Origin of the sequence: Aeromonas sp. FDAARGOS 1403 (assembly GCF_019047325.1) — a bacterium.
Classification (GTDB): domain Bacteria; phylum Pseudomonadota; class Gammaproteobacteria; order Enterobacterales; family Aeromonadaceae; genus Aeromonas; species Aeromonas dhakensis.
Genome location: NZ_CP077249.1, coordinates 1,002,501 through 1,022,080 on the forward strand (window position 1 = coordinate 1,002,501; position 19,580 = coordinate 1,022,080).

A 19,580-nucleotide genomic window follows, 5' to 3' on the forward strand; every position below is an offset into this window, starting at 1 on the left:
AACTTCGGGAGAAGGTACGCTCTTGTTGGTGAAGTCCCTTGCGGATGGAGCTGACGGGAGTCGCAGTGACCAGATGGCTGGGACTGTTTATCAAAAACACAGCACTCTGCAAACACGAAAGTGGACGTATAGGGTGTGACACCTGCCCGGTGCCGGAAGGTTAATTGATGGGGTTAGCGCAAGCGAAGCTCTTGATCGAAGCCCCGGTAAACGGCGGCCGTAACTATAACGGTCCTAAGGTAGCGAAATTCCTTGTCGGGTAAGTTCCGACCTGCACGAATGGTGTAACCATGGCCATGCTGTCTCCACCCGAGACTCAGTGAAATCGAATTCGCCGTGAAGATGCGGTGTACCCGCGGCTAGACGGAAAGACCCCGTGAACCTTTACTACAGCTTGGCACTGAACATTGAACCTACATGTGTAGGATAGGTGGGAGGCTTTGAAGGCGTGACGCCAGTTGCGCTGGAGCCGTCCTTGAAATACCACCCTTGTATGTTTGATGTTCTAACGCAGGGCCCTGAATCGGGCTCGCGGACAGTGCCTGGTGGGTAGTTTGACTGGGGCGGTCTCCTCCCAAAGAGTAACGGAGGAGCACGAAGGTTGGCTAATCCTGGTCGGACATCAGGAGGTTAGTGCAATGGCATAAGCCAGCTTAACTGCGAGACGGACAGGTCGAGCAGGTACGAAAGTAGGTCATAGTGATCCGGTGGTTCTGAATGGAAGGGCCATCGCTCAACGGATAAAAGGTACTCCGGGGATAACAGGCTGATACCGCCCAAGAGTTCATATCGACGGCGGTGTTTGGCACCTCGATGTCGGCTCATCACATCCTGGGGCTGAAGTCGGTCCCAAGGGTATGGCTGTTCGCCATTTAAAGTGGTACGCGAGCTGGGTTCAGAACGTCGTGAGACAGTTCGGTCCCTATCTGCCGTGGGCGTTGGATGATTGAAGGGAGTTGCTCCTAGTACGAGAGGACCGGAGTGAACGAACCTCTGGTGTTCGGGTTGTCACGCCAGTGGCACTGCCCGGTAGCTAAGTTCGGAATCGATAACCGCTGAAAGCATCTAAGCGGGAAGCGAGCCCTGAGATGAGTCATCCCTGACCCCTTGAGGGTCCTAAAGGGCCGTTGGAGACCACAACGTTGATAGGTGGGGTGTGTAAGCGCGGCGACGTGTTGAGCTAACCCATACTAATTACCCGTGAGGCTTAACCATACAACACCCAAGAAGTGTTCGAAGACTTGTAGCAGATACCGAGAACGAAGAATTAAATCAGCTTTTTCAGATTGAAGAATTTGCCTGGCGGCAATAGCGCAGTGGAACCACCTGACCCCATGCCGAACTCAGAAGTGAAACGCTGTAGCGCCGATGGTAGTGTGGCATTCGCCATGCGAGAGTAGGACACTGCCAGGCACCCAATTGAAGAAGCCCGCTCATTTGAGCGGGCTTTTTTATTGCCTGAAATTCAGCCATTTCTGCACAGTTTCCCGTGCTATTCCCCCTCTGCTCGCTCCGCACAGGGCAGCTCCATGTTGACTACCCCATCTTCCAGCTGGATATCGATCTTGAAGCCAAGCCGTTTGGCCAGGTTGATCATGCCGCGGTTGCTGGGCATGGTCATGCCCGACAGCTGGCCAATGCCGCGCTCCCTGGCATAACGCACAATCTTCTCCATCATCAGTTTGCCAAGCCCCAACCCTTTCAGGTCGGACCGTACCAGAATGGCAAACTCGGCATCGCTCAGGTCCGGCGTCGAAATGGCGCGAACCACCCCTAAAATCTGATCTTTTCGTTCCCCATCCTGTCCCACGGCGACAAAGGCCATCTCCCGGTCGTAATCGATCTGGGTCATGCGGGCCAGCTCTTCGTGCCCCAGCTCCCCCACATCGGCGAAGAAGCGTTTGTACCTGTCTTCATCCGATACCTTGAGGACAAATTGCTTGTGGGCAGGCTCATCCTCCGGTCGGATGGGGCGCAGCAGCACATGGCTCTGATCCTTGAGCCAGGCCCCCTCTTCCAGCTCGGTGGGATAGGGACGGATAGCCAGCCTGCAGCTGCCTTCTTCATGGGGTTGCAGGGTCAGGCTGGCGTCCAGCACCACCATCTCGGCGCCGCAGGCCTGCAGCGGGTGCAGATCCAGCTGCTGGATCTCGGGGAAGGCGAGCAGCAGCTCCGACAGCTGGCACAGCACCTGGCCGAGGGCATCGATATCGAGTCGTTCCGGACTGGCTTGTTCGCGGATCTTGCGACTCTTGAGCGCCCCTATGATCTGGTAGCGTGCCAGCGCCTGGTTGAGTGGCGGCAGGGCAGCCATCATCTCCTGCGGCTCGGCACCTGATTCCCCGAGCAGGATGACGGGGCCGAACACCGGGTCTTGTTGCAGCCGGATCCGCAGCTCCAGGCCACCGCTGCGCCGTGCCATCCGCTGTACCAGCAGGCCTTCGATGCGGGCACCGGGGTCGTGTTGCCTGACTCGATCCAGAATGGCGTCCGCTGCCTGGGCGACTTCGGCCGAGGTGCGCAGGTTGAGCATGACGCCGTGTACGGCCGACTTGTGGAGTATGTCTGGCGAGCGCAGCTTGACCGCGACTGGATAGCCGATCTGCTCCGCGGTCAGGGTGGCCTCGATGGCATCGGAGACGATCCAGGTCGGCAGGGTGGAGAGCCCAGCTGCCTGCAAAATGGGGTGTGCCAGATGGGTGTCGAGGGTGAGCTGTTTGCGTTCCAGCGCCTGCCGGATCAGCAGTTGGCACTGGTCAACGTCGAGCCTGTCACCCTGCAGCGATGCAGGGGTTTCCATCAGTTGCTTCTGGTTACGGCGATACTCCACCATGTGCATGAAGGCGGCGACCGCGCTCTCCGGGGTGCGGTAGGTGGGGAATCCTGCCTCGCTGAACAGCCTGCGCCCCTCCTGGGCTGAATATTCCCCCGCCCAGTTGGTCAGGATATTGAAGCGTCTGGCCCTGGGATGCTGCTTGACGTAGTCGATCAGGCTGCGGGCCAGTGCGGCACCGCGGGCGGTGAGCGAAGGGGCATGGATGAGCAGGATGGCGTCAGCCTCGTCCCCTTGCAGCAGGTCGTCGAGAGCCTGCTGATAGTCATTGATGTCGGCATCGCTGCCGATGTCGCGGGGCGGCATCGCCAGCTTGCCGCCACGCTCCAGCAACTTGTCGATCGCCATGTTGGCCAGGCCACGGCCGTTGGAGATGATGGCGAGCCGCTCCCCCTTGAGGGTCAGGGAGTGACTCAGGGTCTCGACGGCGGCAAACAGTTCGTGGGTATCCCGTACCCGCAGCATGCCGGCGCGACGGATGGCGGCGTCATAGACGTTGTCGAGCCCGTTGTCCGGTTCATGGCGGCCACTCTTGAGCACCAGGATGGGCTTGTTGCGCGCGGCGGCACGGGCGGCCGAGAGAAAATGGCGGGCATCCTGCAGCTTGTCCATGTAGAGCAGGATGGCGCGGGTCACGCTGTCGCGGGAGAGCTGATCCAGCAGCTGGCCGAAGTTGATATCGCAGTGATCGCCAAGGGAGATGAAGGCCGAGAAGCCGAGCTCATGCTGTTTGGCCCAATCCAGAATGGTGGTGCTGACGGCGGCCGACTGGGAGAGAAAGGCGACCTGACCGGGCTTGGCGGCAATCGGTGAGAAGCTGGCATTGATGCCCTGACCCGGCAACAACATCCCCATGCTGTTGGGGCCGAGCAGGCGGATGTCGTATTGCCGGCTCAGTCGCTGCAGTTGTTCGCGCTCAGGTGGGGTGAAATCGGCCGCCAGTATGATGGCGGCACCCGCTCCTAGCTTGCCGAGCGCCTCGATGAGGGTCAGTACCCGTTCCCGCCGGGTACAGACGATGGCGAGGTCAGGGGCAAGGGGGAGGTTGTCGATGTCGGGATAGGCCAGCACGCCGGCAATGGCTTTGCTGTGCGGGCTGACCGGCAGGATGGGGCCCTTGAACTGGCCGGCGAGCAGGTGCCTTATGACTACGTGACCGGCCTTCTGCGGGTCGGTCGAGGCGCCGATGACGGCGATTGACTGGGGTTTGAAGAGCCGATCCAGGCCGCTTGGTTTCATGGGCACTCCCGTGGGTGGCGGATGGTGCCAGTGTAATATGCATTCAGCGCCGGTTCTGTGACCGGCTGCGGATCACTGCTTGGTGAGGGCGTTGGCGCGGAGGTAAAACCTCAGTTCACCCTGGATCTGGCGTACCGCTGCCAGGTGGTGCTCCTGCAGATAGATGTCCTGTTCCTGATCCAGCAAGGTTGAGGGTACCCCCAGGCTTTGCAGGTACTCGTCGAACAGCAGCGAGCTGTTGATTTCGATCAGATTGGACATCATGGCAGGACTCCCTCTTCCACTCAGGTTGAACGTTCAGTCTAGTCTCTGATCTGCCCCTTGCCGTAGCTACTGTCATATTTGACATCGAGTCGCTCACATATCCGTGCTGCCACGCGCCCGGCGGTAGAGGAGGAGAGGTTATAGTGAGGAAGTGACAAGGGGAGGAGTGCAATGATCAGGAGCTGGCTGTGGTGCGTCATTCTGCTGGCTGGCAGTGTGCAGGCGGCCGAGACCCCCATCAGGGCCTGGAATCTGCTGCTTGATCACCCCAATCCCGCCGTGGCTGGTCTGTTGCGACTCTCCCTCGATCTGACCGTGCCTGAATATGGTCCCTATCGGCTGATTGCCAGCCCGCCGATGGAGCAGGGTCGGGCGGTCAAGGAGTTGCAGGGGGGCGAACTGGTGCAGGTCGGGGTGTTTGCGCCCGATGAGGAGCGCGTGCGCACCCTGCTGGCCATTCATGTTCCGTTGGCAAAAGGGTTGCTGGGCTGGCGGGTGTGCCTCGTTCGGCAGGGGGACGAGGGGCGGTTCGCCAACATACGATCGCTGATCGACTGGCAGCAGGCCGGGCTTCGCATCGGCCAGCACAGATCCTGGCCTGATACTCGTCTGCTCAAGGAGAACGGCCTCGACGTGGTGGTGGGCGGCCTCTATGAGGCCCTGTTCAACATGCTGCGCAAGCGGCGCTTCGACTGCTTTCTGCGCTCGGTCATCGAGATCGAGGATGAGCTCACACAGCATCCTGATCTGGCCATCGAACCCCACCTGGTGTTTCGCTATCCGCTGGCGCTGTTGTTTTTCGTCTCACCCAGGTATCCGGAGCTGGCCAAGCGCATCGAGCTGGGGCTGCAGCGGGCCCGCCAGTCCGGTGACTATGAGCGGATATTCGAGGCGGGTTTTGGCAGCACCATCCGGCGGCTGCAGCTCGATCGGCGGGTGATGCTGGAGCTGAGCAATCCGGATCTGCCGGCCGGCAGCCGCGCCATGATGCAGGATCCCTCGCTCATCTATGCACCTGTGTTGCCCGCCTTGTCAGCGCAGTGATCCCTGTCCCCGCGCCGTATCCCAGAAGGCGCGGATCAGCGGCTCCTCCAGCCGCTTCTTGAGCACCGCGATGCCGACATCGAATGGTTTGAGCGCCGGCTTGGGCTCGACGATGCGTACCTTCTCACCCATGGGGCTGTGGTCGATCACCGCCGCCGGCACCAGCCCCACGCCGAAGCCGAGCGCCACCATGGCGACAATCCCCTCGTTGCCCGCCACCTCCGCATAGATGTTGGGGGCGATCCCCTTGTTGCGCAGCCACTGATCGCAGCGTTTGCGGGCCAGCCCCTGCTCCGAGAGGATAAGCGGCAGCCGCTCCCAGTCAGGTTCGCCCTGGGAGAACCACTGGTTCTGCTGCGGTGCGGTGCGAGGAGCGATGAACACCAGCGGTACCTGCTGCAGGCTGGCAAACTCCAGCTTGGATGAGAGGGCATCGGGGCGGGCGGCGATGGCGAGATCAGCCTCGTCGGCCAGGATCTTGTCTACCGCCAGCGCCGGGTCGCCGGTCTCCAGCTTGATCTCCAGCTGGGGATAGCGGCGGCGAAAGCGCTCCAGCACCTCGGGCAGCAGAAAGTAGCTGGCGGTGACCGAGCAGAACACCCGTAGTCGGCCCTGCAGCGGCTCATCGCTGCGTTTGAGCTCCTGCTTGAGCTGGCGCCACTCCTGCAGCAGCTCTCCACCAAACTCACGCAGCTTCTCGCCGGCCGGGGTGAGCCGTACCGAGCGGTTGTCCCGCTCGAACAGCACACAGCCGGTCTCCTGCTCCAGCCGCTGGATGGCGCGGCTGAGGGTGGAGGGACTGACCGCCATGGCGTCGGCGCTCTTGCCGAAGTGGAGGGAGTCGGCGAGGTGGAGAAACAGTTCGAGATTGCGAAGGTCCATCTTTCAGCTCCTGACGCTGGATGCCTGCCCGATATCCAGCGGTGGGTGGTTAGCCCCGCCATGTGATCATGAAGGGTTAACGTTTCAATTATTGCAACGTACTGTTTCGAATATATCAGTTCAGGCAATAAGTGTCCCGCGCTATAGTGGTTTCGACAACGCCGCCATCCGGCATGGAATCAATCGAACGGAGCAATCACCATGGCTAACTATTTCAACACCTTGAACCTGCGTCAGCAGTTGGCCCAGCTGGGCAAGTGTCGTTTCATGCAGCGCGAAGAGTTCGCGGACGGCTGCAACGTGCTGAAGGGCAAGAAGGTGGTGATTGTGGGCTGTGGTGCCCAGGGCCTGAACCAGGGCCTGAACATGCGTGACTCCGGGCTGGATATCTCCTACGCCCTGCGCAAGGCCGCCATCACCGAGAAGCGCGCCTCCTGGCAGAAGGCCACCGACAACGGCTTCGCGGTCGGCACCTATGAAGAGCTGATCCCGACCGCCGATCTGGTGCTGAACCTGACCCCGGACAAGCAGCACTCCGACGTCGTCAAAACCGTGATGCCGCTGATGAAGCAGGGCGCCGCACTGGGCTACTCCCACGGCTTCAACGTGGTGGAAGAGGGTCAGCAGATCCGCTCCGACATCACGGTCGTGATGGTGGCGCCCAAGTGCCCGGGTACCGAAGTGCGTGAAGAGTACAAACGCGGCTTCGGCGTACCGACCCTGATCGCCGTTCACCCGGAGAACGATCCCAAGGGTGAAGGCATGGCCATCGCCAAGGCGTGGGCCTCCGCCACCGGCGGCGACCGTGCCGGCGTGCTGGAGTCCTCCTTCGTGGCGGAAGTGAAATCCGACCTGATGGGCGAGCAGACCATTCTCTGCGGCATGCTGCAGGCCGGTTCCCTGCTCTGCTACGACAAGCTGGTTGCCGAAGGCACAGACCCGGCCTACGCCGGTAAGCTGATCCAGTTCGGCTGGGAGACCATCACCGAAGCCCTGAAGCAGGGTGGCATCAGCCTGATGATGGACCGCCTGTCCAACCCGGCCAAGCTGCGTGCCTTCGAGCTCTCCGAGCAGCTCAAGACCCTGATGCGCCCGCTGTTCGAGAAGCACATGGACGACATCATCGCCGGTGAATTCTCCCGCGGCATGATGGCCGACTGGGCCGAAGATGATGCCAAGCTGTTCGGCTGGCGTGAAGAGACCGGCAAGTCCGCTTTCGAAAACGCCCCGGCGTTTGCAGGCAAGATTGCCGAGCAGGAGTACTTCGACAATGGCGTGGTGATGGTGGCCATGGTCAAGGCGGGTGTCGAGCTGGCGTTTGAGACCATGGTGGCTTCCGGTATCTACGAGGAGTCTGCCTACTACGAATCCCTGCACGAGCTGCCGCTGATCGCCAACACAGTTGCCCGCAAGCGCCTGTACGAGATGAACGTGGTCATCTCCGACACCGCCGAGTACGGCAACTACCTGTTCGCCAACGCTGCCGTGCCCTTGCTGCGCGAGCACTTCATGCCGACCCTGAAAGCGGGTGATCTGGGTGCCAGCAAGGCGGAAGGGCAGAGCGTCGACAACCTGGCGCTGCTGGCGGCCAACGAGGCGACCCGCAACCACCCCATCGAAGCGATCGGCCAGGTACTGCGCGGTTACATGAAGGACATGAAGCGTATCGCCGTCGGCGGTTAAGCCAGCATCGGGCAGGATGATAAGGAGGCGGGGGTGACGATCCCCGTCGCCGGTCGGGCTGGACACCCGACCGGCCAGCCAGCAAACCAGCCCGACAGCCATAAAAAAGCCCCGCTCATCGAGCGGGGCTTTTGCATTCAGAAAGGCCGGCTAAATCAGGCTTTCCACGCTTTCCAGGTGTTGATCAGGCCGTTGGTGGAGCAGTCGTGGCTGGTGACAGCCTCGGCAGTGTTGAGCTCCGGCAGGATCTTGTTGGCCAGCTGTTTGCCCAGCTCCACGCCCCACTGGTCGAAGCTGAAGATGTTCCAGATTGCGCCCTGTACGAAGATCTTGTGCTCGTACATGGCGATCAGAGCACCCAGGGTTTTCGGGGTCAGGCTCTTGAACAGGATGGAGTTGGTCGGGCGGTTGCCTTCGAACACCTTGAACGGCACCAGATCCTTGACCTGCTCCAGCGTCTTGCCGGCGGCCAGAAACTCGGCTTCGACCTGTTCCTTGCTCTTGCCGAAGGCCAGTGCCTCGGTCTGGGCGAAGAAGTTGGCCAGCAGTTTCGGGTGGTGGTCGCCGATCGGGTTGTGGCTGATGGCCGGTGCCAGGAAGTCACAGGGGATCAGCTTGGTGCCCTGATGGATCAGCTGGTAGAAGGCGTGCTGGCCGTTGGTGCCCGGCTCACCCCAGATGATGGGGCCGGTCTGGTAGTCAACCGGATTGCCGTTGCGATCCACGTACTTGCCGTTGGACTCCATGTTGCCCTGCTGGAAGTAGGCCGGGAAGCGGTGCATGTACTGATCGTACGGCAGAATGGCTTCGGATTCGGCACCATGGAAGTTGTTGTACCACAGGCCGATCAGTGCCAGCAGCACCGGCACGTTCTGTTCATAGGAGGCAGTGGCGAAGTGCATGTCCATCTCGAAGGCGCCTTGCAGCAGGGCTTCGAAGTTCTCGAAACCGACGGACAGGGCGATGGGCATGCCGATGGCTGACCAGGAGGAGTAGCGGCCGCCAACCCAGTCCCAGAACTCGAACATGTTGTTGGTGTCGATACCGAACTCGGCCACGGCCTTGCCGTTGGTGGAGAGCGCAGCGAAGTGCTTGGCAACGTGGGCCTTGTCACCGGCGATCTTGATGAACCAGTCGCGGGCGGTCAGGGCGTTGGTCATGGTCTCCTGAGTGGTGAAGGTCTTGGAGGCCACCAGGAACAGGGTGGTTTCCGCATCAATCTCTTTGAGAGTCTCGGCGATGTGGGTGCCATCGACGTTGGAGACGAAGTGCATCTGCAGGTGGTTTTTGTAGGGACGCAGTGCCTCGGTGATCATCACCGGGCCCAGATCCGAGCCACCGATGCCGATGTTGACCACGTGCTGGATCGCCTTGCCGGTGTAGCCTTTCCATTCGCCGCTGATGATCTTCTCGCAGAAGCCCTTCATCTTGGCCAGTACGGCGTTCACTTCCGGCATCACATCCTTGCCGTCACACTCGATGGGGCGGTCGGAGCGGTTGCGCAGGGCCACGTGCAGTACGGAGCGGCCTTCGGTCATGTTGATCTTGTCGCCATTGAACATGGCATCGATCGCGCTGCGAAGATCGGTCTCTTTGGCCAGATCAATCAGCAACTTGAGGGTTTCTTCGGTGATCAGGTTCTTGGAGTAGTCGACCAGGATGTCGCCGCCGAAGGTGAGGGAGAATTTGTCGAAACGCTGGGGATCCTGGGCGAACAGATCCTTGAGCCGGGTCTCTTTGTTCGCTGCAAAGTGGGCTTCCAGTGCCTGCCAGGCCTGGGTCTGGGTTGGATTGATGTTTTTCATAGGATTATCAGTCTTCCAAGTTGTGTATGAACCTTGCAGGCAAGGCTCCCGCCAAACCTTATTATTTGAGCACTATACCGGGCCCATTATACCGAGCCCATGGTGCGGCCCGTGTAACAGAGCTTTACCAATTGTCTGCCATCGACCGAGTTTACAACCAAAACGCTGCGATTATGAGTCACTCATGGCTGCCGGATCTTGCGTTTGCGCATACTTGGTCGGGCTTGCCGCCGTTGAAAGGGCTTTCAGGGCGAGGCATTGCTGTGGACGGGGTGGCAACCTGGCATGGCAGCCAAAAGAGTATTCGATAGGCGCCTTTTCGCTCATTTCATGCGCAGGCGCAAATTGTCGGTGGCCCAAGATGGCTAGCATGGGTGTCGCATGGACGAGATCTCCCAGGGATGGCTACTGTCTGGAATGAGGAGATCGCTATGAAAGCTGTGTTGTCCCTGTTTGCCCTTAGCCTGATCGCCACCGGCCTCATCGGCCTGCTGACCCTGGTGCTGACCAGTGCAGCCCCTACCTTGCCGCTGCGGGTGCTGGCGGTGATCGGTGCCGTGCTGGGGGGATATGTGCTGGTGCAACCGCTGCTCAACCGGGTGGCTCGTCGGCTGGTGTAAGCCGACGCCCCCGGAATGCTGAAAACAAAGTCCGGCCCATTGTGGCCGGCTTTTTTATGGCCGTGTTCACCCCTGCCGCAGCCAGAGACGACAATGCCAGCCCGAAGGCTGGCATTGTGGGTGGCTGCAAAACCGCATTTACGCCTGCGGCTTTTGCATGTGCATGACCATCTGCGGGAAGGGGATCTCGATGCCTTCGGCATCGAAGGTGAGCTTCACCTTCTCGTGGAAGTCGAACCAGACTCCCCAGTAGTCGCCGGTCTTGACCCAGGGGCGCACGACTATGTTGACCGAGGAGTCGGCCAGCGCGGCGACGGCGATGGTGGTGGCCGGCTCCTTGAGGATGCGCGGCTCTTCGTTCACCAGCCGCTCCAGGATCTGCTTGGCCTTGCGGAGATCCGAGCCGTAGCCGATGCCGAAGGTCATGTCGACGCGGCGGGTATCCATGCGCGAGTAGTTAACGATAGTGCCGTTGAGGATGGCGGAGTTGGGCACCACCACCATCTTGTTGTCACCTGAGGTGAGGGTGGTGGTGAACAGCTGAACGGATTGCACCACGCCATTGGTGCCTGCCACCTCGATGAACTCGCCTGCCTTGATGGGGCGGAAGATGATCAGCAGGAAGCCGGCGGCGAAGTTGGAGAGCGAGCCCTGCAGCGCCAGACCGATGGCCAGACCGGCGGCACCGATAATGGCGACAAAGGAGGCGGTCTGCACCCCGACCCGGCCCAGCGCTGCGATCACCACGAATACCAGGATGGCGTACTTGAGGATGCTGCCGACGAAGTGGGTGACAGTGGTGTCCAGCTTGCGGGACTGCATCACCTTGACCACGGCGCCGCTGATGAGGTTGGCGGCGATGTAGCCGACCAGCAGGGTGAGCAGGGCGGCCGCGATGTTGACGGCATACTCGATCAGCAGGCCCTGGTTGTTGACCAGCCAGGTCTGCGCTTCGGTAATGATTTCGGGTTCCATAGGGTGTCCTGTCAGGCGATAAAAGGTTTATGACGCATGAATCTAACATTGGCATGCGACAGTCCGGGTCGCATCTGGTGCTCACCGCTTCTTTTGTGCCACAAAAAACAAGGGAGGCCAAGGCCTCCCTCTTTACTGCAACTCACCTGGTGCGGCGTTGCCGCGGCTGATTGAGAATGCATTGTCGCCGGGCGTACTGCTCAGCTCTGCAGCAGCTGGCTGCGGATAAACTGCCACTGATCTTCAAACCCGGCGGTGGGCTTGATTTTGAACTCGGAGCGGACGAACTGGCTGATCCGCCCTTCGGTGTAGGCCAGTAACAGGTTGGCCAGCATGGTCTCGTCGAGCTGGAAGCCCTGGCCTTCGCGCAGCCGTTTCTCCCGCAGCACCTGCTTGATCTGGGTCTCCAGCTTGTCGAACAGGATGCTGATGCGATCCCGCAGCCGGTCGTGCTCGCCCAGCAGGGCGTCGCCGTTGAGAATGCGGGTGATACCGGGATTGCGCTCGGCGAACACCAGCAGCAGCTGCAGTATGTGGTGGCAGCGGCTCATGGTGTCCTTCTCTTCGGCCATGATCAGGTTGACCCGTGACAGCAGGGAATCTTCGATAAAGTCGATCAGCCCCTCGAACATCCGCGCCTTGCTGGGAAAATGTCGATAGAGGGCAGCCTCGGAGACCCCCACCTCGGCCGCCAGACGGGCCGTGGTGATGCGCTGGCCTGGGCTGGTCTCCAGCATGTGGGCGAGCGCCTGCAGGATCTGATCGCGCCGACTCTGTTTCTGATTACTGCTTGCCATGGATTCCCCTAAAAAAAACAATGGCCTGATTCTGTTATTAGGCACCGCCGCTCGGGCCGGTGTGGTCTGTTATTGGCGACCAGAAGAACCAAAACCGCCTTCACCCCGTTCGCTCTGATTGAACTCATCGACCAGTTGGAAGCTGGCCTGAACCACCGGCATGATCACCAGCTGGGCGATGCGCTCGCCGGGCTGCATGGTGAACGCCTCTTTGCCGCGGTTCCATACCGAGACCATCAGCTGGCCCTGGTAGTCGGAATCGATGAGGCCGACCAGGTTGCCCAGCACGATGCCGTGTTTATGGCCGAGGCCGGAGCGGGGCAGGATGGTGGCGCACAGACCCGGATCCTGGATGTGAATGGCCAGCCCGGTCGGTACCAGGGTGGTATCACCCGGGGCCAGCGTCAGCGGGGCATCCAGCAGGGCGCGCAGATCCATGCCGGCGGAGCCCGGTGTGGCGTAGGCAGGCAGCGGATAGTCGGTGCCGATGCGGGCATCCAGAATCTTCAGTTCAATTTGTGTTGTCATAAATCGTTTTTATTGGAGTGGAGGTGGTCGATTGACTGGCTCAGCGCCGGTAATGGCGTGCAATCAGGGCAATCAGGTGACGAGCCAGCGTCAGCTTATCGGCCAGGGGCAGAGGGGCTTGACCCCCTTGCCAGAACACGGTGAGGGCGTTGTCATCGGCATTGAAGCCCTGGCCCGCACGGGATACGTCGTTGGCGGCGATCATGTCCAGCCGCTTACGCTGCAGTTTGTCGAGGGCGTATTGTTCCACATCCACGGTTTCTGCGGCAAATCCGACGGTGAAGGGTTTGTCTGACAAGGCCCCCACGGCGGCGATGATGTCGGGGTTTTTGACCAGGGTCAGCTGCATCTGGTCGTTGTCTCCGGTCTTCTTGATCTTCTGCTCGGCCACCTGGGCGGGGCGATAATCGGCGACGGCGGCGCAGCCGATGAAGAGGTCGCTCTCGCCGACCCGGCTCATGACCGCCTGGTGCATCTGCTCGGCGCTCTCGACGTCGACGCGGGTGACGCCGGCCGGGGTGGCCAGTGCCACTGGGCCGCTCACCAGTGTCACCTCGGCACCCGCTTCACGGGCGGCGCGGGCGATGGCATAGCCCATCTTGCCTGAGCTGTGGTTGCTGATGTAGCGCACCGGATCGAGCGCTTCACGGGTCGGCCCGGCGGTCAGCAGCAGTCTGACGCCGGCCAGCAGCGGCTCGGCGGCGAGCTGCTGACAGCAACGCTCTACCAGCTCGAGGGGGTCCAGCATCCGGCCCGGGCCCACGTCACCGCATGCCTGGCTGCCGGAATCCGGCCCCCACAGCAGGATGCCGCGACTGGCGAGGGTCTTGAGGTTGGCCTGAGTGGCGGCGTTGAGATACATCTGCTGGTTCATGGCCGGCGCCAGCGCCACCGGTGCCGGGGTGGCCAGGCAGAGGGTGGTGAGCAGCTCGTCGGCCATGCCGGCGGCCATGCGGGCCATCAGATTGGCGCTGGCGGGGGCGATCAGCACCAGATCGGCCCATTTGGCCAGCTCGATGTGGCCCATGCCCGCCTCGGCAGCGGGATCCAGCAGACTGTCGGCCACCGGGTGGCCGGAGACGGCCTGCAGGGTCAGCGGGGTGATGAACTCCTTGGCGGAGCGGGTCATCACCACCCGTACCTCGGCGCCCTGATCTTTCAGGCGGCGTACCAGCTCGGCACTCTTGTAGGCGGCGATCCCGCCGCTGACACCCAACAGGATGCGTTTATCGGCCAATCTCATCTGCTGTTTCTCTTCCGGCTCACTCTGACTGGTCGGCTAAGATACCACAGGCAGCAGTCGACGACAGAGGCTGACATGGGGGTCTTGTGGCCGGGCTCCCGTGATTTCTTTGCTATGTTTTCTCTCAATAGTACAAAGGAGAGACAAATGAGCATCAAGGAGTGGCCAGAGGATGAACGACCCCGTGAGAAGCTGCTGCGTCACGGCCCGGGCGGCTTGTCCGATGCCGAGCTGCTGGCGATCTTCCTGCGCACCGGGGTCAGTGGCTTGAGTGCAGTCGATCTCTCCCGCAACCTGTTGAATCAGTTCGGATCGCTGCGCAATCTGCTGGGGGCGGACCGGCGTGCCTTCTGCGAGGCGCATGGCCTGGGCCCAGCCAAATATGCTCAGCTGCAAGCGGTGCTGGAGATGGGTAAACGTCATCTGGCGCAGCAGCTGCAACGGGGGGATGCGCTCACCTCGCCCCAGCTGACCCGAGACTATCTGCAGGCCCAGCTGCGGGATCGGCCGCGGGAGGTGTTTGCCCTGCTGCTGCTCGACAATCAGCACAGAGTGATTCAATTCGTTGAACTTTTTTACGGCACCCTCGACTCGGCGAGCGTCTGGCCCAGAGAAATCGTGCAGATCGCACTCAAACATAATGCAGCCGCCGTGATTCTGGCGCATAATCACCCGTCCGGCGTCGCCGAGCCCAGTAGGGCCGACCGCCAGATCACGGATCGGATCACGGCCGCCCTGGCCCTGATCGATATCAGAGTGCTGGATCACTTGGTGATCGGTGATGGCATCACGGTTTCTTTCGCCGAGCGCGGTTGGTTATGACTGTGCTCTGGCGCCGTATTAGTTGATCTTTGATCACGGATGCTGTATAAAATGCCGCCTTCTGTTTGCCCCGCAATCGAAGGCCAGCGGGGCAGATATTTGCTCGAGCAATGAAGTAAGATTTGGAGAGACTGACATGTCTAGAGTATGCCAAGTAACCGGCAAGCGCCCGGCAGTTGGTAACAACCGTTCGCACGCTAACAACGCTACCAAGCGTCGTTTCCTGCCGAACCTGCACACTCACCGTTTCTGGGTTGAGAGTGAAAAACGCTTCGTAAGCCTGCGCGTATCCGCAAAAGGCATGCGTATCATCGACAAGCGTGGCGTTGAAGTGGTTCTGGCTGAACTGCGCGCCAGCGGTGTTAAGGTATAAGGAATTAGATCATGGCTAAAGGTATTCGCGAGAAGATTCGCCTGAACTCCAGCGCCGGTACTGGTCACTTCTATACCACTACCAAAAACAAGCGCACCATGCCCGAAAAAATGGAAATCAAAAAGTTTGATCCCGTTGTTCGTCAGCATGTGATCTACAAGGAAGGCAAAATCAAGTAATTACTTGATGCTGCATTCCCAAAAACCCGGCCCTGTGCCGGGTTTTTTTATGGCCGGAATTCAGTACACTGCCGGTTCGAAGGGAGGCTTGTCATGTTCAAATTGAGCCGCAGAGGCTGGAACAACGTGATCATCGTGGTGGTGTTGATCGTGATCACCCTGTTGCACCGGCTGGAGATCGCCCAGCAGGAAAACAGCGCCAAGCGGGCGCGCCCGCTGTTGCCGGAGAGCGCCGTGGTGCTCACCTGGCAGGGGCCGAGCTGGCAGATAGAGCGCATCGGGCAGGGCTGGCGCAGCGGGCCGGATCTGGGGCTCGACAGTACCCAGCTGGCGGCGCACATCGAGGCCTGGCAGGGCTGGCTGCTGCCACCCGGTGAAGCCGTGCGCGGCAATCCGGTTACCCTCAAAATCTGGGTCGCCGGCCAGAGCGACCCCATCGAGGTGGGGCTCTATCAGGATGACGGCAAGTTTGCCGCCCTGCTGCCCCCCTCGACCTGGCTCAGCCTGAGCCAGGAGCAGTACCGCAGCCTGCTGCGTCCCGCTCCCTAACCCATTTTTCAGCGTCAGCACGAGGATCCCATGCCTGAATTACCGGAAGTCGAAGTCAGCCGCCAGGGCATCTCGCCCTGGCTTACCGGCATCAAGGTCACCCGGGTGGTGGTGCGAGACGGCCGTCTGCGCTGGCCGGTGCCGGGAGAGATCCAAGAGCTGGTGGACCTCACCATCCACCGGGTCAGCCGCCGCGCCAAGTACTTGCTGCTGGAGACCGACTTCGGTACCGCCATCCTCCATCTGGGCATGTCGGGCAGCCTGCGGGTGCTGGACATCGGCACCCCGGCCGAGAAGCACGATCACGTGGATATCGAGCTCGAGAACGGCAAGCTGCTGCGGCTCAACGATCCGCGCCGCTTCGGTGCCCTGCTGTGGACCCGCGAGCCGGCCGAGGCACATGCGCTGCTGGCCAAGCTGGGGCCAGAGCCGCTCACCGACGCCTTCAATGCCGATTACCTGCGTGAGCGCGCCAAGGGGCGCAGCACCGCCATCAAGACCTTCCTGATGGACAACCATGTGGTGGTCGGGGTGGGCAACATCTACGCCAACGAGGCGCTCTATGCCGCCGGCATTCATCCCAAGCGGGCGGCGGGCAACATCAGCGCCGAGCGGCTGGGCACCCTGGTAGGGGAGATAAAGCGGGTGCTGGCCGAGGCGATTCGGCAGGGCGGCACCACCCTCAAGGATTTCACCAGTGCGGATGGCAAACCGGGTTATTTCGTGCAGCAGTTGCAGGTCTATGGGCGGGGCGGCCAGCCCTGCTTCCACTGCCACACCCTGCTCAGCGAAATCCGGCTGGGGCAGCGCACGACCGTGTTCTGCTCCCACTGCCAGCGCTGAATCGCGGTTTTTTCGGCCTGAAACGGCCAAGTTGTAAGAGAGTATTTCCAGTCTGTTGAATATTTGCTCGCCCGTCACTACTATCTCGACCGTTCAGGCGGTTTGAGACAATAAAATGACAGCTAAATCAATAGACTGGGACCATTTGTCCCAGCAGGGGCACTATTGTGCCCAAAAAATGGCGCGCTTCCTCTATCCCGATGACAGCGCCCGCAAGACCTTCAATCGCGCCAAGTTCGTGCTGCGCAGTCTGCTCTATCGGCAACAGCTGAGCCGGGTGTTCGAGCTGTTCCAGGCCGAACCGCTCAAGGCCCTGCCTGCCCATTATCCCGAGCTGCTCGACAAGCCGATGCGACCCTATCGCTTCGCCGGCTCCACCGCGACCGAGCGGGCCGAGATGCTGGAAAACCACTATCGGCTGATGCTGGCTCGCTACCCGGATCTGATCGACCCGCTCTATCTGGGGGATGGCATCGAGCTTGGCCGTTATCCCGAGAGCGGCTGCCGCATCGTGCTGCGCCACGACGGCACCTTCCGCCGCGAGGCGGAGCTGGCCCTCTCCATCGTCGACCCGCAGGGCAAGCGGCTCTACAGCTGCGCCTTCTCGCTGGCAGGCACCCCCAACCGGCTGGCGGTGGTGATCGGTTCGGTACAGGGCCCGGAGCCCTGCATCGAGCAGGCGCAGGACAAGGTGCGTGCGCTGACCAAGGAGGGCCACGGTGTGCGGCCCAAGTCGCTGGTGGTGATGCTGGTGATGCAGCTGGCCGAGGCGATGCAGGCCGAGCATATCTCGGCGGTGCGGATGAAGGCCCACATCTATCAGGCCCGGCGTTACAGCAAGAAGAAGAAAGCCTGCCTGCAGGCGGACTATGACGAGCTGTGGCAGGAGTTTGGCGCCACCGATCTGGACGCCAACTTCGTGCGGTTGCAGCCCGCCCAGCGCAAACCGCTGGAGGAGATCGCCTCCAAGAAGCGGGCCATGTACCGGCGCCGCTACGAGTGGCTCGATCAGCTGACCCTGGCAGGCCAGCAGCTGCTGGGCCCGCGTCTGGCGGGCTGAGCCGCACAGGCCCCCAGCAGCAAACAGGCTACCCTCGGGTAGCCTGTTTCGTTGTTACTTGGTCTGTTTGGCCTTGATGGCGGCTGCCACTATGGGGTCGACGAACTGGCGGATGTCGCCGCCGTGCAGGGCCACCTCCTTCACCAGGGTGGAGGAGATGAAGGAGTTCTCCTCGGCCGGGGTGAGGAACACGCTCTCCAGCTCCGGCATCAGGCGGCGATTCATGTTGGCCAGCTGAAACTCGTATTCGAAGTCGGAGACGGCGCGCAGACCGCGGATCAGCACGTTGGCCTGCTGCTCCTTGGCAAAGTCCACCAGCAGGCCGGAGAAGCCGACCACCTTGACGTTGGGCAGGTGGGCGGTCACCTGGCGGGCCAGCTGAACCCGCTCGTCCAGATCGAACAGCGGCCGCTTGCTCGGGCTGTTGGCCACCCCGACCACCACCTGGTCAAACAGTCTGGCGGCCCGGCCGATGAGATCGGTGTGGCCGTTGGTGACGGGATCGAAGGTGCCGGGATAGATTACCTTGTTGGTCATGCTGCTGATTCCTGCAACCGGGAAATTTGGTCGCATTATAGGGTCTGTTGGGGGATTGGCGCGACCGCCTTGGGGCGAGTTTTGGCGCCCCGATGGTGGCTTTGCCGCGTCAAATCAGCACCGACGGGCGTCTTCGCTTGAGAATAGCGATACATCAGGCAAGAATACCGCATCGCGCATCAAGCCTCCTTGCGTTGGTGACAGGGAGCAAAGGGATTTTTTATGAAACGTATTCTGGTAGTCCGCAATGACAAGATTGGTGACTTCATGCTGGCCTGGCCGAGTTTTGCCATGCTCAAGCGCTCCATGGAGTGTCATGTGACTGCCCTGGTTCCCGCCTACACGGCGCCGCTGGCCCGCCTCTGCCCCTGGATTGACGAGATCATCCTGGATCCGGGCTCACGGGCCGACAAGGAACAGCAACGTGCCTTGCAGGCACGCATCAAGGCGGCCGCCTTCGATGCCTCCATCTGCCTCTTCTCCAACTCCCGCAACGCCATGCTGGTGTGGAAGGCGCACATTCCCTACCGGCTGGCGCCGGCCACCAAGCTGGCCCAGGTGCTCTACAACCAGCGCCTGATCCAGCGCCGCTCCCGCTCCCAGAAGCCGGAGTACGAATACAACCTGGATCTGGTGCGCCGTTTCCTTGCCGACCAGCAGGTGAGCGCGGTGGAGCCGCAGGGCCCCTACCTCAGATTCGATGCGAAGAGCCTGCAACAGGTGCGCGAGCAGGTTGCCGCCCGCCTGCGGCTCGATGCCGGCCGCCCCTGGCTGATGGTGCATGCCGGCAGCGGCGGCTCGGCCAACAACCTCTCCATCGAGCAGTACGCCCGCCTCATCATCAAGCTCAACCAGGCCTGTCCCGAGCTGCAGTGCATCCTGACTGCGGGGCCGGGGGAGGAGAAGATCGCTGAACAGCTGGCGGCCGAGCTGCTGGCCCACGGTGGCAACGGCTGGATCTACCGCTCCGAGGAGGGGCTGCCCAAGTTCTGCCAGGTGATGGCCAACGCCGCCCTGTTCGTGGCAGGCAGCACAGGGCCGCTGCACATCGCCGCGGCGCTGGATGTGCCCACCATCGGCTTCTTCCCGGCGCACCGCTCGGCAACGCCGCTGCGCTGGCGTCCGCTCAACAGCGAGGGGCGCCACCTGGCGTTCAGCCCGCCGGAAGACAGCGATCACCCGGAAGACATGAGTCAGCTCGATCCCAAGACCATGGCGGCGGCGATCGCCCGCTGGGCGCCGCCGTTCTGGCGCAGCGAGCAGTGATCGCGGATAGCGCAAATGCAGACAGGGCCCTTCAAGGG

General features: G+C 61.4%; 19 protein-coding genes and 2 rRNA genes (1 of these 21 only partly in view). 12 read left to right on the forward strand and 9 right to left on the reverse strand.

The genetic code is table 11. From position 1 onward, the window contains the following. Both I6L33_RS04815 and rrf read left to right on the forward strand, forming a co-directional pair. Nucleotides 1-1,215 (forward strand): 23S ribosomal RNA (locus I6L33_RS04815) (it extends 1,674 nt beyond the left edge of the window). Between the two features lie 83 nt (nt 1,216-1,298). Continuing rightward, nucleotides 1,299-1,413: ribosomal RNA gene (gene rrf / locus I6L33_RS04820) — 5S ribosomal RNA — on the forward strand. Between the two features lie 79 nt (nt 1,414-1,492). On the opposite strand, the gene I6L33_RS04825 is transcribed toward rrf, so the two are convergent. Then, a complete protein-coding gene (locus tag I6L33_RS04825; RefSeq protein ID WP_216973642.1) occupies nt 1,493-4,072 on the reverse strand; it encodes a bifunctional acetate--CoA ligase family protein/GNAT family N-acetyltransferase in 2,580 nt (859 codons plus the stop codon). 72 nt (nt 4,073-4,144) lie between these two features. After that, nucleotides 4,145-4,336 carry a hypothetical protein gene (locus I6L33_RS04830; RefSeq protein ID WP_005307455.1) on the reverse strand — a complete coding sequence of 64 codons (192 nt, stop codon included), beginning with the start codon at nt 4,334-4,336 and terminating at the stop codon, nt 4,145-4,147. A 171-nt stretch (nt 4,337-4,507) separates the two neighbouring features. Here I6L33_RS04830 and I6L33_RS04835 point away from each other — a divergent pair, with 171 nt between their 5' ends. Continuing rightward, nucleotides 4,508-5,380 carry a transporter substrate-binding domain-containing protein gene (locus I6L33_RS04835; RefSeq protein ID WP_216973643.1) on the forward strand — a complete coding sequence of 291 codons (873 nt, stop codon included), beginning with the start codon at nt 4,508-4,510 and terminating at the stop codon, nt 5,378-5,380. On the opposite strand, the gene ilvY is transcribed toward I6L33_RS04835, so the two are convergent. Continuing rightward, a complete protein-coding gene (gene ilvY, locus I6L33_RS04840; RefSeq protein WP_042049777.1) occupies nt 5,369-6,262 on the reverse strand; it encodes an HTH-type transcriptional activator IlvY in 894 nt (297 codons plus the stop codon). The genes I6L33_RS04835 and ilvY overlap by 12 nt on opposite strands. A 201-nt stretch (nt 6,263-6,463) precedes the next feature. On the opposite strand from ilvY, the gene ilvC reads away from it, so the two are divergent. Beyond that, nucleotides 6,464-7,945 (forward strand): ketol-acid reductoisomerase, encoded by a 1,482-nt coding sequence (ilvC, locus tag I6L33_RS04845; RefSeq protein WP_019840082.1) that lies wholly within the window; start codon nt 6,464-6,466, stop codon nt 7,943-7,945. A gap of 155 nt (nt 7,946-8,100) precedes the next feature. On the opposite strand, the gene pgi is transcribed toward ilvC, so the two are convergent. Further along, the gene (pgi, locus tag I6L33_RS04850; protein ID WP_139433049.1) at nt 8,101-9,750 is read right to left on the reverse strand and encodes a glucose-6-phosphate isomerase; all 1,650 of its coding nucleotides are present in this window, start codon (nt 9,748-9,750) and stop codon (nt 8,101-8,103) included. A 431-nt stretch (nt 9,751-10,181) separates the two neighbouring features. On the opposite strand from pgi, the gene I6L33_RS04855 reads away from it, so the two are divergent. Then, nucleotides 10,182-10,370: a holin gene (locus I6L33_RS04855; protein WP_005307469.1), complete on the forward strand. Its 189-nt coding sequence runs from the start codon at nt 10,182-10,184 to the stop codon at nt 10,368-10,370. A 138-nt stretch (nt 10,371-10,508) separates the two neighbouring features. Here the strand turns inward: I6L33_RS04855 and I6L33_RS04860 are convergent, their stop codons facing one another. The 4 genes from I6L33_RS04860 to coaBC all read right to left on the reverse strand — a co-directional run bounded on the left by I6L33_RS04860 (nt 10,509) and on the right by coaBC (nt 13,913). Continuing rightward, nucleotides 10,509-11,345 carry a mechanosensitive ion channel domain-containing protein gene (locus I6L33_RS04860; protein WP_005307473.1) on the reverse strand — a complete coding sequence of 279 codons (837 nt, stop codon included), beginning with the start codon at nt 11,343-11,345 and terminating at the stop codon, nt 10,509-10,511. Between the two features lie 200 nt (nt 11,346-11,545). After that, on the reverse strand, nt 11,546-12,142 hold the full coding sequence (slmA, locus tag I6L33_RS04865) for a nucleoid occlusion factor SlmA (protein WP_005307475.1): 597 nt from the start codon (nt 12,140-12,142) through the stop codon (nt 11,546-11,548). Between the two features lie 69 nt (nt 12,143-12,211). Continuing rightward, nucleotides 12,212-12,670, reverse strand: a complete 459-nt coding sequence (dut, locus tag I6L33_RS04870; protein WP_005307478.1) for a dUTP diphosphatase — start codon at nt 12,668-12,670, stop codon at nt 12,212-12,214. Nucleotides 12,671-12,710: 40 nt separating this feature from the next. Then, entirely contained in the window at nt 12,711-13,913 is a 1,203-nt protein-coding gene (gene coaBC, locus I6L33_RS04875) for a bifunctional phosphopantothenoylcysteine decarboxylase/phosphopantothenate--cysteine ligase CoaBC (protein WP_010635526.1), read from the reverse strand. 147 nt (nt 13,914-14,060) lie between these two features. On the opposite strand from coaBC, the gene radC reads away from it, so the two are divergent. From radC to I6L33_RS04905, 6 genes are all read left to right on the forward strand, one after another. Further along, nucleotides 14,061-14,735 carry a DNA repair protein RadC gene (gene radC, locus I6L33_RS04880; protein WP_005307485.1) on the forward strand — a complete coding sequence of 225 codons (675 nt, stop codon included), beginning with the start codon at nt 14,061-14,063 and terminating at the stop codon, nt 14,733-14,735. A gap of 136 nt (nt 14,736-14,871) precedes the next feature. Then, nucleotides 14,872-15,108 (forward strand): 50S ribosomal protein L28, encoded by a 237-nt coding sequence (gene rpmB, locus I6L33_RS04885; protein ID WP_005307492.1) that lies wholly within the window; start codon nt 14,872-14,874, stop codon nt 15,106-15,108. 11 nt (nt 15,109-15,119) lie between these two features. Beyond that, nucleotides 15,120-15,287, forward strand: a complete 168-nt coding sequence (gene rpmG / locus I6L33_RS04890) for a 50S ribosomal protein L33 (RefSeq protein WP_005307500.1) — start codon at nt 15,120-15,122, stop codon at nt 15,285-15,287. A gap of 93 nt (nt 15,288-15,380) precedes the next feature. After that, nucleotides 15,381-15,836, forward strand: a complete 456-nt coding sequence (locus I6L33_RS04895) for a hypothetical protein (RefSeq protein ID WP_005307503.1) — start codon at nt 15,381-15,383, stop codon at nt 15,834-15,836. A 30-nt stretch (nt 15,837-15,866) separates the two neighbouring features. Next, entirely contained in the window at nt 15,867-16,679 is an 813-nt protein-coding gene (gene mutM, locus I6L33_RS04900) for a bifunctional DNA-formamidopyrimidine glycosylase/DNA-(apurinic or apyrimidinic site) lyase (protein ID WP_123245690.1), read from the forward strand. A 178-nt stretch (nt 16,680-16,857) separates the two neighbouring features. Continuing rightward, nucleotides 16,858-17,739 (forward strand): VirK/YbjX family protein, encoded by an 882-nt coding sequence (locus I6L33_RS04905; protein WP_017780815.1) that lies wholly within the window; start codon nt 16,858-16,860, stop codon nt 17,737-17,739. 54 nt (nt 17,740-17,793) lie between these two features. Here I6L33_RS04905 and coaD read toward each other — a convergent pair whose 3' ends face one another. Continuing rightward, the gene (gene coaD / locus I6L33_RS04910; RefSeq protein WP_017783649.1) at nt 17,794-18,276 is read right to left on the reverse strand and encodes a pantetheine-phosphate adenylyltransferase; all 483 of its coding nucleotides are present in this window, start codon (nt 18,274-18,276) and stop codon (nt 17,794-17,796) included. 222 nt (nt 18,277-18,498) lie between these two features. Here coaD and I6L33_RS04915 point away from each other — a divergent pair, with 222 nt between their 5' ends. Further along, a complete protein-coding gene (locus tag I6L33_RS04915) occupies nt 18,499-19,542 on the forward strand; it encodes a glycosyltransferase family 9 protein (RefSeq protein ID WP_201882707.1) in 1,044 nt (347 codons plus the stop codon). The last annotated feature ends 38 nt before the right edge of the window (nt 19,543-19,580 follow it).

Excerpts from the sequence above, each read along its gene's own strand:
- coaBC (WP_010635526.1), bottom strand. The coding sequence starts at position 13,913 with ATGAGATTGGCCGATAAACGCATCCTGTTGGGTGTCAGCGGCGGGATC.
- slmA (WP_005307475.1), bottom strand. The coding sequence starts at position 12,142 with ATGGCAAGCAGTAATCAGAAACAGAGTCGGCGCGATCAGATCCTGCAG.
- ilvY (WP_042049777.1), bottom strand. The coding sequence starts at position 6,262 with ATGGACCTTCGCAATCTCGAACTGTTTCTCCACCTCGCCGACTCCCTC.
- pgi (WP_139433049.1), bottom strand. The coding sequence starts at position 9,750 with ATGAAAAACATCAATCCAACCCAGACCCAGGCCTGGCAGGCACTGGAA.
- I6L33_RS04825 (WP_216973642.1), bottom strand. The coding sequence starts at position 4,072 with ATGAAACCAAGCGGCCTGGATCGGCTCTTCAAACCCCAGTCAATCGCC.
- I6L33_RS04905 (WP_017780815.1), top strand. The coding sequence starts at position 16,858 with ATGGCGCGCTTCCTCTATCCCGATGACAGCGCCCGCAAGACCTTCAAT.
- I6L33_RS04835 (WP_216973643.1), top strand. The coding sequence starts at position 4,508 with ATGATCAGGAGCTGGCTGTGGTGCGTCATTCTGCTGGCTGGCAGTGTG.
- I6L33_RS04830 (WP_005307455.1), bottom strand. The coding sequence starts at position 4,336 with ATGATGTCCAATCTGATCGAAATCAACAGCTCGCTGCTGTTCGACGAG.
- radC (WP_005307485.1), top strand. The coding sequence starts at position 14,061 with ATGAGCATCAAGGAGTGGCCAGAGGATGAACGACCCCGTGAGAAGCTG.
- rpmG (WP_005307500.1), top strand. The coding sequence starts at position 15,120 with ATGGCTAAAGGTATTCGCGAGAAGATTCGCCTGAACTCCAGCGCCGGT.
- I6L33_RS04860 (WP_005307473.1), bottom strand. The coding sequence starts at position 11,345 with ATGGAACCCGAAATCATTACCGAAGCGCAGACCTGGCTGGTCAACAAC.
- I6L33_RS04895 (WP_005307503.1), top strand. The coding sequence starts at position 15,381 with ATGTTCAAATTGAGCCGCAGAGGCTGGAACAACGTGATCATCGTGGTG.
- mutM (WP_123245690.1), top strand. The coding sequence starts at position 15,867 with ATGCCTGAATTACCGGAAGTCGAAGTCAGCCGCCAGGGCATCTCGCCC.
- rpmB (WP_005307492.1), top strand. The coding sequence starts at position 14,872 with ATGTCTAGAGTATGCCAAGTAACCGGCAAGCGCCCGGCAGTTGGTAAC.
- coaD (WP_017783649.1), bottom strand. The coding sequence starts at position 18,276 with ATGACCAACAAGGTAATCTATCCCGGCACCTTCGATCCCGTCACCAAC.
- ilvC (WP_019840082.1), top strand. The coding sequence starts at position 6,464 with ATGGCTAACTATTTCAACACCTTGAACCTGCGTCAGCAGTTGGCCCAG.
- dut (WP_005307478.1), bottom strand. The coding sequence starts at position 12,670 with ATGACAACACAAATTGAACTGAAGATTCTGGATGCCCGCATCGGCACC.
- I6L33_RS04915 (WP_201882707.1), top strand. The coding sequence starts at position 18,499 with ATGAAACGTATTCTGGTAGTCCGCAATGACAAGATTGGTGACTTCATG.
- I6L33_RS04855 (WP_005307469.1), top strand. The coding sequence starts at position 10,182 with ATGAAAGCTGTGTTGTCCCTGTTTGCCCTTAGCCTGATCGCCACCGGC.